The 14,569-nt window shown below is 34.6% G+C and carries 14 protein-coding genes; 4 read left to right on the top strand and 10 right to left on the bottom strand.

Translation table 11 applies throughout. The features are described 5' to 3' along the window. Nucleotides 1–6: 6 nt before the first annotated feature. Nucleotides 7–528: an LURP-one-related/scramblase family protein gene (locus DKL58_RS09515; protein WP_162542322.1), complete on the top strand. Its 522-nt coding sequence runs from the start codon at nt 7–9 to the stop codon at nt 526–528. A 67-nt stretch (nt 529–595) separates the two neighbouring features. On the opposite strand, the gene DKL58_RS03445 is transcribed toward DKL58_RS09515, so the two are convergent. From DKL58_RS03445 to DKL58_RS03425, 5 genes are all read right to left on the bottom strand, one after another. Next, a complete protein-coding gene (locus tag DKL58_RS03445) occupies nt 596–2,164 on the bottom strand; it encodes an ATP-binding cassette domain-containing protein (RefSeq protein ID WP_109586107.1) in 1,569 nt (522 codons plus the stop codon). Nucleotides 2,165–2,532: 368 nt separating this feature from the next. Further along, nucleotides 2,533–3,102 (bottom strand): GDSL-type esterase/lipase family protein, encoded by a 570-nt coding sequence (locus DKL58_RS03440; protein WP_109586106.1) that lies wholly within the window; start codon nt 3,100–3,102, stop codon nt 2,533–2,535. 65 nt (nt 3,103–3,167) lie between these two features. Next, nucleotides 3,168–3,773 carry a hypothetical protein gene (locus DKL58_RS03435; protein ID WP_109586105.1) on the bottom strand — a complete coding sequence of 202 codons (606 nt, stop codon included), beginning with the start codon at nt 3,771–3,773 and terminating at the stop codon, nt 3,168–3,170. 122 nt (nt 3,774–3,895) lie between these two features. Then, on the bottom strand, nt 3,896–4,537 hold the full coding sequence (locus tag DKL58_RS03430; protein WP_109586104.1) for a hypothetical protein: 642 nt from the start codon (nt 4,535–4,537) through the stop codon (nt 3,896–3,898). Nucleotides 4,538–4,671: 134 nt separating this feature from the next. Then, nucleotides 4,672–5,250 carry a hypothetical protein gene (locus DKL58_RS03425; RefSeq protein WP_109586103.1) on the bottom strand — a complete coding sequence of 193 codons (579 nt, stop codon included), beginning with the start codon at nt 5,248–5,250 and terminating at the stop codon, nt 4,672–4,674. A gap of 167 nt (nt 5,251–5,417) precedes the next feature. Here DKL58_RS03425 and DKL58_RS03420 point away from each other — a divergent pair, with 167 nt between their 5' ends. Next, nucleotides 5,418–6,812 (top strand): IS3 family transposase, encoded by a 1,395-nt coding sequence (locus DKL58_RS03420; RefSeq protein ID WP_338034133.1) that lies wholly within the window; start codon nt 5,418–5,420, stop codon nt 6,810–6,812. 74 nt (nt 6,813–6,886) lie between these two features. Here the strand turns inward: DKL58_RS03420 and tpiA are convergent, their stop codons facing one another. The 4 genes from tpiA to DKL58_RS03400 form a co-directional block, all read right to left on the bottom strand. Beyond that, nucleotides 6,887–7,642 (bottom strand): triose-phosphate isomerase, encoded by a 756-nt coding sequence (gene tpiA / locus DKL58_RS03415; RefSeq protein ID WP_109586102.1) that lies wholly within the window; start codon nt 7,640–7,642, stop codon nt 6,887–6,889. A 24-nt stretch (nt 7,643–7,666) separates the two neighbouring features. After that, the gene (locus tag DKL58_RS03410; protein WP_109586101.1) at nt 7,667–8,878 is read right to left on the bottom strand and encodes a phosphoglycerate kinase; all 1,212 of its coding nucleotides are present in this window, start codon (nt 8,876–8,878) and stop codon (nt 7,667–7,669) included. A 106-nt stretch (nt 8,879–8,984) separates the two neighbouring features. Next, complete coding sequence (gene gap, locus DKL58_RS03405) at nt 8,985–10,001, bottom strand: type I glyceraldehyde-3-phosphate dehydrogenase (protein ID WP_034977515.1); 1,017 nt, start codon at nt 9,999–10,001, stop codon at nt 8,985–8,987. Between the two features lie 63 nt (nt 10,002–10,064). Then, entirely contained in the window at nt 10,065–11,096 is a 1,032-nt protein-coding gene (locus tag DKL58_RS03400) for a sugar-binding domain-containing protein (RefSeq protein ID WP_045927821.1), read from the bottom strand. Nucleotides 11,097–11,578: 482 nt separating this feature from the next. Here DKL58_RS03400 and aguA point away from each other — a divergent pair, with 482 nt between their 5' ends. Both aguA and DKL58_RS03390 read left to right on the top strand, forming a co-directional pair. Continuing rightward, nucleotides 11,579–12,739, top strand: a complete 1,161-nt coding sequence (gene aguA / locus DKL58_RS03395; RefSeq protein ID WP_233560890.1) for an agmatine deiminase — start codon at nt 11,579–11,581, stop codon at nt 12,737–12,739. Beyond that, a complete protein-coding gene (locus DKL58_RS03390) occupies nt 12,736–13,500 on the top strand; it encodes a MurR/RpiR family transcriptional regulator (protein ID WP_109586100.1) in 765 nt (254 codons plus the stop codon). Before aguA ends, DKL58_RS03390 begins: the two co-directional genes overlap by 4 nt. Nucleotides 13,501–13,603: 103 nt before the next feature. On the opposite strand, the gene arcC is transcribed toward DKL58_RS03390, so the two are convergent. After that, complete coding sequence (gene arcC / locus DKL58_RS03385) at nt 13,604–14,560, bottom strand: carbamate kinase (RefSeq protein ID WP_109586099.1); 957 nt, start codon at nt 14,558–14,560, stop codon at nt 13,604–13,606. Between the last annotated feature and the right edge of the window lie 9 nt (nt 14,561–14,569).

The following is a 14,569-nucleotide window of genomic DNA, read 5'->3' as shown; positions in this document are numbered from 1 at the left end:
GCTTAGATGCGCTACTTATTGGAATTAACTCAAAAACAGGAATATGGTCAAATACCTGTAGCAAATGAAAACAATAAAATTCAGTATATTATTCAAGGCAATTTAGATAATCCTAACCATACCCTTTATCTAAAAAAATTTACCGGTAAAGAAATTGGTCGACTTTATACTGACGGCAATGGAATTATTTCTTCATATACAATTGATGTTGTTAACCATTCGTTAGTAAAGGTTAAAAGACTAAACAATAAAGTAGCTAATCTTTTCTATATTACCAGGTTAAATTATATAGTCTCTGGCAGTATCAAAAAGGGAAGTTATAAGTTCCTCTTTGGTATCAAAAAAGTCGCAACAGTGCGTACTGTTGTTCAAAGTGAGGGCGTAGTCTTGATCTGCGACATTGAACGACCTGAAGATGTTCCATTTATTTTATTATGTGCTACGCTTTTCACCCAGTGGCATACAACTCCGCTAAGATTGCCGACTTTTCCACCTATTGGCCGTAAATATAATGTTAACTTTAATTAAATAGTTACAAGTAAGTCAGACTGATTTTGCTGGTAACTTTTTTAATTTGATTTTTAGAAATTTTAGCTCAATCTAATGACAAAATTTTAAAATTGAATTGAGCAATTTCCTCATTTCGATGTGAAACTACTATTACTGTTTCAACTCTTTTAAGTAATTTTTGTAATAATTCTTGCGCTGTTTTCAAGTCAATACTGGAAAAACTTTCATCAAGCAAAATTATTTTACCTTTAGTATCAATCAGCCTAGCCAATGCAACACGCTGTTCCTGGCCACCCGAAAGCGAATCGAATTTCCATTCATCGCTAATATTAAAATCTTTCTTTACTAAGTCGAGAATTTTTTTATTATAGTTGCGACCGAGCAAAATATTATAATCAATTGAGCGCGGAAAAATTGTAACTGCTTGTGGCATATAAACAATCAATGAATTAATTATGCTTCGCGGTATGGTATTAATATCAACTCCATTAAGCAGTATTTTCCCCCGATTAGGCTTTAATTGCCCAGTAATTAACTTTAATAAGGTCGACTTACCTCGTCCCGAAATACCATTTAGCTTATAAAAATCTCCTTTTTTAAAAACAAAAGAAAAATTATGCAGTATTTCTTCTTTTGCTTGAGGATATGCAAAAGAAACATTGCGAAATTCCAAAGTTCTGAATTCCATTGGAAAAGTTGTTTTAGCAAATTTTTCAACCTTATTTTCATTTTCTTCTTTCAAATTATTAAACTTGGCAAAGATACTTGATGTAGAAAGAAGTTGGGCAAAATAACGGTTAATAATGCCTGCTGAGTCGAACACTTTAGTAGCTAATTCGGCCGTGGCCAATATAGCTCCGGCGCTGATTTTTCCTTGAAAATGCAGTGCCCCAGTAATTCCTAAAATAAGCAGTTGACTGCCTATATTAATCACACCAGTTATAATGTCAACAGCTGAACGTCTAACTGTGTTATGTACATTCGCCTCTTTTAGTGATTGTGAACCAGCAGCTACTAATTTCTTTATTTCGCTGAGAACATTAAAGGCATATAAAGTATCATAACCGTGCAAACCACTGCTCGTATATTTTAAAAATTTTTCATTTGCCTGAGAAATCTTAGCAACTCCGGTAGTAAGAAACTTTTTACAAAAACGCGGAACTAAAACAATTATCAAAACTAAAATAATTGCAGCAAGAAAAAGAATATAACTATAAAGATATAGTGCTGCTAAAGCAAAAATCGCATTACCGCTAAAACGTACAATTAGAAAAAAGGTATTTAAGCCTTCTTTTTGAATTAAATTGACATCATTTTGCAAGTAAGACTCATAATAATCAACTGGATTTTCTTTAAATTTATTTTGAGGAAGTTTAATTAAACTAGTAACAATGTCACTGCGAATATCACTTAGAATATCCTGCGTGGCGTTTTCTTGAAGATAATTTTCAAAAAAGGAAATGATAAATGTCAAAAACCAGAGCATAAATATAATGACTAACATTTTAATAAAGGAGGCAATTTTACCCGCAATAAGATAATTTGCGAGTACAGCCATTTTGGTAGCAGCCAAAACTTGCAATACTGAATTTAACAGTAGTAATAAGCAAGCTATTATAACTGTGAATGCATGTTTTTTGAAATAATGGTACATTTTGGCCTCCTAAACTATCATTAAGATAATAAATAGTTTTTTACGGCTATTTAATTAATTTATAATTTATTAATAATATTAACAAAAAGTATTCGGTCAAACAAGCTATCGTTATAAACATTTTATTTCAGTAAAACATAAAAAGCCTTCCTAAAACATAATTTTAAGAGGACTTTTGGACGGAATTAAATTTCGGTTGACCTTTCATATGCCAATTTTTCTTTTTCAAAAGTTAACAAGTGATCATCAAAATGGCTAATTTTACAGCTCCGACAATTATCTGAATTTCTTTAAAATTCCTTATACGATTAATAAATAGTATAAGCTTTTGAGGTAACTCTATAGCAAACAAAATAAAGGAGTATTTTTTAACTTTTTAGTTCGTTTACCAGTAAATCTGACAACAACTTGTATCCTTCTGTTCCAAAATGCAAGCCATCATTCAATTGTCCTTGACAAAGCGTTTTTAAGTCACCATGTTTAATCATAGCTTGAAATAGGTCAATAAAATTCAAATTATAAGTTTCGGCTAGTTTTATTAATTCTGTAGTATAAATAGCTATTTCACGATTGTTTCTCTTTTTTTGTCTGCTCTCATCAACTGCAGGCGGTGAAATCAAAATTACATTTTGCGGATAATATAAACAAATTACGCTGGAAATTATGAGAGACATATTTTTACTAAATTGTGTAACTGGAACATTTTTGTGCAGGGCCAAGTCATTAGTTCCCAAGAGTAGAATTAATTTGTCACAACGCTCAACTTTTAACACTAAATCTGGCAATAATGCGTAAAATGCTCCTGAGTTAATACCAGAAACTGCCGTATTAACTAAATTTGTGTCTGGTATTTTTTCTTTTATCTCCGCATTAATACGAGGCTCTTTTAAGCCTTCTTTGCGTGCAATAATGCTATCCCCTGTTAACAGTAGTTTCACGATTACCTCCTAACTTTTCATAAAAAAACTGTAATCACAAAGAGTTGAGACTACAGTTTAATATCTTAACGTGGATTAATTTTACTATACTTCATGTTTTTAAATTCATGAGTACTATACTTATTGGTTAAAGCTTTGGATTTAAAATATTGATTTATTACCAACCCATTTTGTGGATTACCTTGAAATAAAATTTTATGATTTTTACCAGCTAATTTTTCATTTTTGATTGCAAAAGCAAAGCCGTTTTTAAAAGATTTCTCTTGGATTGGGCTAAGAATGATCCATTCATTACCATTTATTTTTCTTGTTGTAACACGCATGTATTTAGCAAGTTCATTTTTATTACTTTGTTTCCATGAATTAGGCATTTGCCAGGGATACTTTTTTGTTCCTTTAACGAAACCTGTTTTCACAACTTTAACATAATCATTTGCCCAAGGAGTATTAAAAGCAGACTTGTGAATAAACATGGGACTCGGTGTAAGATTATTGTTGCTAAACCACTTACCTTGCCATGTCTTGGGAAATTTAAATTGCTTTCCCAGCTTAAACTGGCTCTTCTGTTTTTGCGCTGCCTGCACTGTTTGCGGCTCGTTTGCTTTAATCGGTACACTAAGTGATAGAGTAAGAGATGCTATGGCAGTTAATGCAGTAATTTTTTTAGACATTCATTTTCTCCTAAAAATAATTATTATATAGTAATAATTATAAACTTGCTATTCAATTTAAGAAATACATTTTTAAAGCAAAAACTGGTTCCATTTAAAAACCAGTTTTTATTCTGAAATATTTACTTTTTTTGATATTGATTAAAAACAGGAGCATACGTTTCATTCTTAAAATGATAATTTTGGTATTTCTGTGCTAATTTTGGTGAACGATAAAATTGATCATAGATTTCGCCAGTCTTAGGATTAGCTTCAAACATTACTTTCTGGGTTTTACCGTCAATTTTTTTATTTTGTAAACTGAAAGCATATCCTATTTTGATATTATTTTCATCAATCGGACTAAAAACTATCCACTTTTTATTTTTTAAGTTTTTAGTTGTTACTCGTCCCAATTTTTTGAATATTTTATTATGTTTTGTAAACCAACTCTGGGGCATTTGCCATAAGTATTTACCAGTACCTTTTACTTTGCCGGCTGAAACTAATTCAACGTATTCTCCAGTCCAAGGTGTGTTGAAACCATTTTTCTTAATAATCATGTTGCTCAAGTGACCATGTGTATTACTAAACCACTTGCCCCGCCATGATTGTGGAAATTTGAAATCTCTTTTAAAGCCATACTTAGTTTTATAACTGATCTTCTTAACGGATTTTTGCACCTTAATAGTCTGAGCTTGATTTGTCTGGCTATTAATAATTCCACCTGCTGCAGCTAAAGCAATTACTGCTGCTGTCCAAATGGCAGTTTTACGAAGTTTCATAGTATTGCCTCCTTACTATAATTTTTACCTCATATTATGGACAGGTATTTTCCTTATTGCAAGCGATATCATTAAAAGTAAGCAAAAAGCCACTATGAATAGTGACCTCGATTACTTAGGAAAAATGTATGAAATTACCATTCTCCGTATCTTTTAAACTCTTTAGGCTTATGACCTCCATATTTTTTAGCAAGCTTGCGCGTTTTCCAATAAACATTAGTAATTCTAAATGAGGATGTAGTTCTATCAATTAAAACCCTATGTCCTTTGTAATGATATAAGCCAAGACTCTCACCAGATAAAACCGGACTTACCCACGGATACATGGATATGTATTTTATCCCCTTATCTTTTTTAAACTTTACTGGATAATATGTTCTCGACCAGTTCCGAGCCGCCTTAGGTATTTTGGTACCTTTAAAATTCGCTTCTTGCTTATGCAATGGACTCCCGGCAATCGTGTGGGCAGTAATTTTAATCTTATCAACTTTCTTTGCTTTAATACCATTGATGTCAAAATATTTACCATACCATGTGCCGCGCATTTTTTTAGGTACAGTAAATTTTCCTAAGTCTCCCTTAACAGGTTTTGCGTTTACAGTATTACTAAAACCAGTAAAATTGTTACTATCTTGAATACAGAATCCTAAAATTAGCACACCCAAGAGTGCTACCAATATTTCTGCTAGTTTAAAATTACCTTTCTTTTTCATTTCACTACCTGATCTTATTATTTATATATTTATTACTTATGAATTTATAGTATTTTATATTTTATTACAAATCAAGCACAAAATAATTATATTTTTCGGTTAAACAAAAAAAGTTTCTGTGAATTGATATGACCCCCAAATTTAGGACAAATTTGGGGGTCATTTTTATGTCCAAATTATCTAAACAAGATAAAGTTGAAATCTATCATCTTTGGCACGATTATCAAATCAGCCCTGCTGAGCTAAGTCAGCGTTATCGTGTTGGCAAGACTAATATTAATTACTTGTTAGCTTTAATTGGCCGTCACGGTCTAGCTATTTTAGATCAGCCTTTCACTGCTTATACAAGTAATTTTAAGGAGCAAGCTCTTAGGCGAATCATAGTTGAACATGAGCCTGCCCGTCGAGTATCTATTGACTTGGGCTTAAAAAGTAGTGGCATGTTGTCTAATTGGCTGCGCGAATATCGTAAAAATGGGTATAATATCGTTAACAAGCAGAGAGGACGACCGCCCCATGACCAAAAGAGAACAGCTGATCAAACAGGAAAATCATCGGCTCAAGCAAGAGAACGACCGCTTACGCCAGCAGAACTTAAAGCTGAAAATCGAGAACGAATTCGTAAAAAAATTGAGCGTCTTAGTCGACCAGCGGACCAAGAACCGCAAGCCGCGGAAATAGCCCAGGCAGTTACCCAACTAAGGCGCGAGCTTAAAGTCAGCGTAACTTTTATTCTTGATGCCATTAATGCCAATCCCAATCTGCCGCACTTATCCCGTAGTAATTACTACTACACTTTAAAGAAGAAGGACAAAGAGCGGGATAATCGAGAAATAATGGCAGAAATCAAAACTATCTATGAAGAACACAAGCACCGCTATGGCTATCGCCGCATTACTGCAGAACTTAGGCGTCGCGGTTTATTAGTCAACCATAAAAAGGTGCAGCGCTTAATGAACAAGCTGAAACTGTTTGGCATAGTCAGTAAACGCTGGCACAAATACAGCAGCTATCGCGGCACTCAGGGTCCGATTAAGCCTGACCTGATTAAACGCAGCTTCAGTGCGGTTTATCCCAATCACAAATGGTATTCAGATGTGACGGAGTTTAAGCTCAAGGGGCAAAAGACCTATTTATCACCGATCATTGATGGCTGCACTCAAGAGATTGTTTCCTATACCATTTCCCGCAGCCCTAATCTTAAGCAGACCATGGATATGTTAAGAAAGGCCTGGGACAAGCATCCGGCACTGAATGGCTTGATCTTTCACACTGATCAAGGCTGGCAATACCAAAACGGCCAGTTTCAAGCATGGCTCAAAAATCGTGGCATTAGCCAATCAATGTCACGCAAGGGCAATTCGCTTGATGATGGGTTAATGGAAGGCTTCTTCGGCATACTCAAACGAGAAATGTTTTATGGCTTTGAAAAACAGTTTAAAAATCTCACTGAACTGGAAGATGCGATTAGAGACTACATTGAGTATTACAATCAGAATAGAATCAAAATCAAACTAAAAGGACTAACTCCGCTTGAATATCGGAAGCTAGTCCTCAGTTAGCAGCTAATATAAAGTGTCCTAAATTTAGGGTTCACATCAAATCGCAGAAACTTTTTGATAAATTACATTTAAAACTAATCTTGATAGTTTACTAATTCTAAGAATGAATCAGGCTTAAGTGAGGCACCACCAACTAAACCACCATCAATGTCTGGTTTAGCCATTAATTCTTTAACATTGCCAGGATTTACTGAACCACCATATTGAATTCTAACGTTCTCAGCAGTTTCTTCGTTGTATAAATCTTTAACAGTGTCACGAATAGTTTTGCACATTTCTTCAGCTTGATCAGAACTGGCAGTCTTACCTGTACCTATTGCCCAGATAGGTTCATAAGCAATAACTAAGTTAGAAACTTGGTCAGCAGAAAGACCGGCAAGAGCGGCTTTTATTTGACTAACTACCCAATCTTCTTGCTTGTTAGCTTCACGTGTTTCAAGTGATTCACCACAGCAAATAATTGGCGTAATGTCATTAGCAAATAAAGCTTTAGCTTTCTTGTTAATATCTTCATCTGTCTCGTGGAAGTAGCCACGGCGTTCAGAGTGACCAATAATGCAGTAATTCATGCCCATTTCTTTTAAAACTTTAGGTGAAGTTTCACCAGTAAAGGCACCCTCATCCTCAAAATAAGCATTTTCTGCACCGACACGTAATTCAGAACCTTTTGCGGCTTGAGCTAAACTTTCGAGATCAACAGCAGGAGCACAAATCAGTGCTTCAACTTTACTTGCTTCTGGCAATTTATCCTTTACGGCAGCAACAAACTCAGTTGTTTGCTTAGGATTCATATGTAATTTCCAGTTACCAGCAATAATTGGTGTACGCATGTAAATAATGTCCTTTCTTAAAGTTTACTTGTCTGAAATGCAGGCAATTCCTGGTAATTCCTTACCTTCAAGATATTGCAAAGAAGCACCACCACCAGTAGAAATGTGGGTGATCTTAGGAGCGATACCAAGTTGTTTAGCGGCTGCAGTTGAGTCACCACCACCGATAATAGTAGTAGCATCAGTTAAGTCAGCAAGAGCCTTTCCAACTTCTAGAGTACCTTCAGCAAAGTTTGACATTTCAAAGGCACCCATTGGTCCGTTCCAAACAACTGTCTTGGCATCCTTTAAAACATCTTTGAACTTGGCAACAGTCTTAGGACCGATATCAAGACCCATCATGTTTTCAGGAATGTCATCTTCTACAACTTTACGAGCTGCATCATTAGAAAACTCAGTAGCTGCAACATTGTCAACAGGCAAAACAATTTTACCATCAGCGTCTTGCAACAATTTTTTTGCAAGATCTACTTTATCTGGTTCAAACAAAGATTTACCAATTTCATGGCCTTGAGCTGCTAAGAATGTGTAAGCCATACCACCACCAATTAAAATGTGGTCAGATTTTGGAATGAGGTTAGTAATAACATCGATCTTGTCTGAAACCTTGGCACCACCTAAAATTGTAACGAATGGATGTACAGGGTTAGCAACAGCATCACCCAAGAACTTAATTTCTTTTTCCATTAAGAAACCTGCAGCAACTGGCTTGCCGTCCTTCTTCATGGCTTCAGCAATACCAACATTTGAAGCATGGCTTCTGTGAGCTGTACCAAAAGCATCGTTAACATACATGTCACCTAATGAAGCCCAGTATTCACCTAACTTAGGATCATTCTTGCTTTCACGCTTGCCAAAATCATTATCAATATCTTGGAAACGAGTGTTTTCCAAAACATCAACGTCACCGTCTTGCATTTTGGCAACAGCATCTTCAACTTCTTTACCTTCGTTAGCTGGAACAAAAGTTACTGGTTTCTTCAAAAGTTCGCTTAAACGTTCTGCAACTGGTTTTAATGACAATTCTTTCTTATCGTCATCAGACTTTACACGGCCCAAGTGACTAAGCAAAATTGCTTTACCACCATTTTCAATAATGTATTTGATAGTAGGAAGTGCAGCAACAATTCTGTTGTCATCTCCAATGACACCATCTTTAATTGGTACGTTAAAATCAACACGGACTAAAACTTTTTTGCCTTTTACATCAAGGTCAGAAACAATTAATTTAGCCATCTATATCCTCCGATAACTTAATTATTTTTATTTTGAAAAAAAGGCGGAAGGAAGAATTTCCCTCCGCCTTCTCTTTCACCACTTAACAGTAATCAAATATTACAGATTAAAGAGTAGCAAATTTCAACAAAGTACGAACCATTTGGCAAGTGAATGAGTATTCATTGTCGTACCAAGCAACAGTCTTAACTAATTGATTGTCACCGGCAGTAGTTACCATGGTTTGAGTTGGGTCAAAGATTGAGCCAGCAGTCATACCAACTACATCACTTGAAACGATTTCATCATCGTTGTAACCAAATGATGGACTCTCGTACTTCTTCAATGCTGAGTTAACTTCGTCAGCAGTAACTTTCTTGTCAAGGATTGAAACTAATTCAGTTAATGAACCATCAGTAACTGGAACACGTTGTGCATGACCGTTAACTTTACCATTCAATTCTGGAACAACAAGACCAATGGCCTTAGCAGCACCAGTTGAGTGAGGAATAATGTTAACTGCAGCAGCACGAGCGGCACGCATGTTACCACCACGAACAGGACCATCCAAAAGCATTTGGGTTGAAGTGTAAGCGTGGATAGTAGTCATAGTAGCTACTTTAATACCAAATTCTTTTTGCAAAGCGTCAACCATTGGTGCTAATGAGTTAGTAGTACATGAACCAGCTGAAACTATCTTGTCGTTTGCATCTAAAGTATCATCGTTTACTGAGTAAACAATAGTCTTTAAGTCATTACCAGCAGGAGCTGAAATCAAGACTCTCTTGGCACCTGCGTCAAGGTGAGCTTGTGACTTAGCCTTGCTTGTGTAGAAACCAGTACATTCAAGAACAAAGTCAACACCATCATTCTTAACCCAAGGAATGTTTTGAGCTTGAGGTTCTGCGTATACACGGTATTTCTTGCCATCTACAACGATTGAATCTTCAGTAGCTGAAACTTCGTGGTTGAAAGTGCCATGAGTTGAGTCATATTTTAGCAAGTGTGCTAAAAGTGCTGGAGTAGTCAAGTCGTTAATAGCAACAACTTCAATATCCTTTGACTTTTCGCCCAAATCCATAATGCGACGGAATGCCAAACGACCAATACGGCCAAAGCCGTTAATACCAATTTTAACTGTCATATTCTAAAGTCCTCCTTAAGAACTATGTAAGAACTGTAAACATCAATTTATTTTAAATGAGAATTATTTCTCCTTTAAAATCTTCTCTGAGGCTCCTTCATCAGTAATTAACCAGGTTTGATGAGGAGCATTGGGCATATAAGCCTTGATTGCTTTAGCCTTGCGACCACCGCAAGCAAATGCAAATATGTGAGGTATTTTATTTAGATTCTCAAACTGCAAGCCAACCTGATGCACGCGGTCAACAATCTTTCCTTCGCCATCGAAAAAACACCCAAAACACTCGGTGACTACTTTTTTTTCACGCAACTCGGACAAACGAACTGAATCGTATCCTCTGCGTCTTGCCATGTCGTGAGCTAGTCCAATTCCGTGAATTACAACATCGGTTTGTGAAATATCTTCAAGGACATCAGTAAATGTAGATTCACGAATTAAAGATTTGTATGCAGCTGATGAAATCTGTTCTGGTAAATATAACGTTTTATATTTACCACCTGTTTCAGCAGCCATTTCTTGAACGATAGTATTACTTTGAATAGCAACATTTTCGCCCAAAGCTCCACGACCCGGTACAAATACCAGTTGTCGATTTTTACTTAAACTTTTAGACAAATTCCTAGTCGATTTTGCAAGAGCTTCACCGCCAAGAACAGTAATAATTGAATGTCCTAACGGCAAAAGAAGATCCAGAGCTGCATTAAGCTCTTCACCCATTCTCTCATAAACCAAGTCCTGTAAATCGCTATCACCCGGTACAATAATTGTCCGTTCGATACCAAGTTTACGCGCCAAATCAATTTCTGTTTTACGAGCATTAAACAAACGATCTATCAGAGGAGCAGCCTCCTGCAATATCTTTTTGCCCTTTTCTGTCATAAACATGCCAAAACTTTTGATCTCAATCAAACCATGATCACGAAGATATTCAGTTTCTGTTCGCACATTTCTTTCAGAAAGTCCTAGTGACTGAGCCACACTTCTGCGTCCTACTGGTGCATTAAGCGATATTTGCTCAAGAACAAGATATCTTTGTCGAAAAACTTTTAAGATGTCAGGAACGAGAGCTTCAAGCACGGGAAATTCCGAGTACATCAATATCTCTCCTTCTTCTGGGACCAAATTGCCCCATTTATTGTCATTAGGTGTCCCAGATTGTCTAAAAATATATGAGAAACGTGAACTGACGCTAATCAAGTTACTCATTTCTCAATCGACAACTATAGTATAGCAACACACAAAAAATAATTCAAGTGAAATCAAACCAATTAGAAAGTCTTAATATTTTACCCAACTTTTGTTTTAAAATGTCTTACTGTCTTTTTCGTTTATCAAAGAAAAAACAATTCAATTTTTAGTTTTTTTCTGTTATACTTGTTGTTGTGCCAATTCTGGGTCCTTAGTGTAATGGATCGCACGTAAGATTCCGGTTCTTAAAATCTGAGTTCGACTCTCAGGGGACCCATTGAATTATAAGCAAAAGTGATAAATGGATTAATCCATTTATCACTTTTTTTGATTTTATTTCTATTTTGAATATAAAAAAACTATTTACATAACATTTTAATGAAGATAGTATGTCTAAAGAAATAAGAGTAAAATATGACTATCCGCTTATAGAAAATGTGATAATTATGGAAATAAATAATTCAACACCTAAAAATGATAACTACCAAATGGTTCCTGATTATACTGAACAGAAAGAAATCTTCATGATTTGGCCAGAAAGACAGGATAACTGGCGAAACGGTGCGAAACCAGTTCAAAAAGTCTTCACAGCGCTTGCAAAAATTATTAGTGAATTTGAACCAATCACAATGTTAGTAAACCAAGACCAATATTTAAATGCTAAAAATAAAGTTGAAAAATTTGCAAGAGTAATCGAAATGTCTTCTGATGATGCATGGGCACAGGATACTTTACCCGTGTTTGTCAAGAATGATAAGGGAAATATTCGAGCTGTAAATTTTAAGTTTAATGCATATGGTGGTTTAATTGACGGACTTTATTATCCATGGGAAAAAGATGATCAACTGGCAATTAAAATAGCAAATCTTCTTAGATTGGATTATTATTCTGTTGATAATGTCATTGAAGGCTGTTCAATAATTACTGACGGTGAAGGCACCGTTATCACTACAGAAGATGTTCTTTTAGCAGAAGACAGAAATTATGGTATATCAAAAAAATTTATAACCCAAATATTAGAACAGTATTTAGGAGCTCATAAAATAATTTGGCTAAGACACGGCTATTTTTTAGACGAAACTGGTGGAGATATTGATAACATGGTTTCTTTCATTAAACCAGGCGAAATTGCTATTACATGGACTGACAATCAGGAGAATCCCATATATTCAGCTTGTAAAGAAGCTTTTGACATTCTTTCAAATGAAAAAGATGCCAAAGGAAGAAGGTTTAAAATAACCAAATTTCAAATCCCCAAATTACAAAGACTGTCCGCAAAAGAGACTGAAGGGATTGACTTAATTAACGGTTTGATGCCGCGAACAATTAATCAGGTACTGACAGCTACATATATTAATTATATAACTTTAAACAAGGTAATTATTTTCCCCAAATTTAATGATCCACAAGATGAAATTGCAGAAATAAAATTTAAAAAACTTTATCCAGATAAGAAAATAATTTCATTTCCAGTTCGTGAGATTTTAATCGGTGGAGGTGGCCTTCATACAATTGTAAAAGCTATTCCAAACTTTAGGAGATTAAAATGAACTTTTTTGAAATAGTTAGTTCTCATTTAAAAGATCTTACCGATAATGAACATAAACTTTTTGAATTTGTTGTTTCCAATATGGAAAATATTAATGGTAAAAGCATTAGATCAGTAGCTTCAATGGCTTATGTTTCTACAGCAACATTTATTAGATTCGTCAAAAAAATTGGGTTTTCTGGTTATAGTGAATTTGCTACCGTTATAAAATTTACTCTTATTAATGAAAAAGAAAGTCCAAACAAAAGCATTTTTTATACAGAAAAGCTGTCATACAAAGAAAGCTATCTAAAGAATATTGAAGAAACTATAAGAGTAATTAAGGATAAACAACTAAATTTAATTTCTCAAAAACTTAAGCAAAAACCAGAACTTTATTTTTTCGCTAAAGATGCAACCAAACATCTAGTAGAATATATAACATTTATTTATTCAATAGCAGGATTTAAAGTATTTTTTCCAAATGATCATAACTATCGTAAGATAATTTCGCGAGAAATTGATCAGGATAGCTTAGTTTTTATAATGAGTTTTAACGGTGAAAACAAAGAATTTATAGAGTTGATAAGTAACTTGAAAAGAGAAAAAGCACCCTTAATTGTTTCAATCACAGGAGCCGATAATAATACGATTCAAAATCTCAGTGACATAAATTTCTATTTTTTTACAGATTGCTTGAAATGTAACGATGTGGACATAGGCTCCAGAGTTTCTGTTGCTATCATAATGGAACTTATTCTCTATCAATTTTTATATGATTAACAGGATATTTTTATAATTGAGAATAATAAAAAAGTATAATCCAATTCCATAAGGATTATACTTTTTTACAATTTGAAAATTATTAAAATCTATATGTATTCAATTAATCAATACTTTTTTTAATAATTGTACCTGCTCCTTTTGTTAAATAATCTTCTATATTATTTAAAGACGTGATCACAGCTTCAGCATTCGGTTTTTTACTATTTTCAACAAATCTGACCGCTGATTGTACTTTGGGTAACATTGAACCAGAAGCAAATTCTCCTTGCTCAATGTATTTCTTAATTTCACTAACCTCAACTTTTTCAAGTTTCTTTTGATTTGGCATATTAAAATTCAAATATACATTATCTACGGCCGTTAAAATAATAAGTTTATCAACGTTAATTAGTTCAGCAAGCTTTTCTGAAGAAAAATCTTTATCAATAACCGCTTCTTTCCCAATAAGTCGATCGCCAGATTCTACAACTGGTGTTCCACCTCCACCAACGGCAATCGGAATATTACCTGATTCCATTATTGCTTTTATAATTTTGCTTTCCTTTATCACTAAAGGTTGAGGGGAAGGAACAACTCTTCTATAGCCTCTGCCTGAATCTTCAACCAACTTAAATTCACTGTTTTTTTCTTTTATTTGCTTTGCTTCTTGATGGCTGTAAAAAGTACCGATCGGTTTTGAAGGATTTTTAAAAGACGGATCATTTGGATTAACAATAACCTGCGTTATTACAGCTGCTGCCGACTGCTTTAAATTATTACATTCTAATTGCTCATCTAAAGCGTTTTGAAGCCAGTATCCTATACTTCCTTCAGTCATAGCTACTGCAGTATCAATTGGCATTGATGGATTATCTTTGGTTGAGCCTGCTGCCTGCTGCAAAAGTAGATTTCCTACTTGCGGACCATTACCATGAGATATAACCAGTTTATTTCCTTTTTTTACAAACTTAATTAGTTGTTTGCAAGTTTTTCTTAAAGCTTCTTTTTGGGCAACATCACTTGCATCTTTTGTCAAAATAGCATTTCCACCAAGAGCTACCAGAATTTTAGCAGACATACTTTCATC

This window comes from Lactobacillus kullabergensis, assembly GCF_003151025.1.
In the GTDB taxonomy this organism is placed as follows: Bacteria; Bacillota; Bacilli; order Lactobacillales; family Lactobacillaceae; genus Lactobacillus; species Lactobacillus kullabergensis.
Note: the sequence above shows the minus strand (reverse complement) of the source record. Positions and strands in the feature narration are given on the sequence as shown.

What these genes read in the sequence shown, in the direction of transcription:
- DKL58_RS03420 (WP_338034133.1), top strand. Translation starts at nt 5,418, where the DNA reads ATGTCCAAATTATCTAAACAAGATAAAGTTGAAATCTATCATCTTTGG.
- gap (WP_034977515.1), bottom strand. Translation starts at nt 10,001, where the DNA reads ATGACAGTTAAAATTGGTATTAACGGCTTTGGCCGTATTGGTCGTTTG.
- DKL58_RS03435 (WP_109586105.1), bottom strand. Translation starts at nt 3,773, where the DNA reads ATGTCTAAAAAAATTACTGCATTAACTGCCATAGCATCTCTTACTCTA.
- tpiA (WP_109586102.1), bottom strand. Translation starts at nt 7,642, where the DNA reads ATGCGTACACCAATTATTGCTGGTAACTGGAAATTACATATGAATCCT.
- arcC (WP_109586099.1), bottom strand. Translation starts at nt 14,560, where the DNA reads ATGTCTGCTAAAATTCTGGTAGCTCTTGGTGGAAATGCTATTTTGACA.
- DKL58_RS03430 (WP_109586104.1), bottom strand. Translation starts at nt 4,537, where the DNA reads ATGAAACTTCGTAAAACTGCCATTTGGACAGCAGCAGTAATTGCTTTA.
- DKL58_RS09515 (WP_162542322.1), top strand. Translation starts at nt 7, where the DNA reads ATGCGCTACTTATTGGAATTAACTCAAAAACAGGAATATGGTCAAATA.
- DKL58_RS03410 (WP_109586101.1), bottom strand. Translation starts at nt 8,878, where the DNA reads ATGGCTAAATTAATTGTTTCTGACCTTGATGTAAAAGGCAAAAAAGTT.
- DKL58_RS03445 (WP_109586107.1), bottom strand. Translation starts at nt 2,164, where the DNA reads ATGTACCATTATTTCAAAAAACATGCATTCACAGTTATAATAGCTTGC.
- DKL58_RS03390 (WP_109586100.1), top strand. Translation starts at nt 12,736, where the DNA reads ATGAACTTTTTTGAAATAGTTAGTTCTCATTTAAAAGATCTTACCGAT.
- aguA (WP_233560890.1), top strand. Translation starts at nt 11,579, where the DNA reads ATGTCTAAAGAAATAAGAGTAAAATATGACTATCCGCTTATAGAAAAT.
- DKL58_RS03400 (WP_045927821.1), bottom strand. Translation starts at nt 11,096, where the DNA reads ATGTACTCGGAATTTCCCGTGCTTGAAGCTCTCGTTCCTGACATCTTA.
- DKL58_RS03425 (WP_109586103.1), bottom strand. Translation starts at nt 5,250, where the DNA reads ATGAAAAAGAAAGGTAATTTTAAACTAGCAGAAATATTGGTAGCACTC.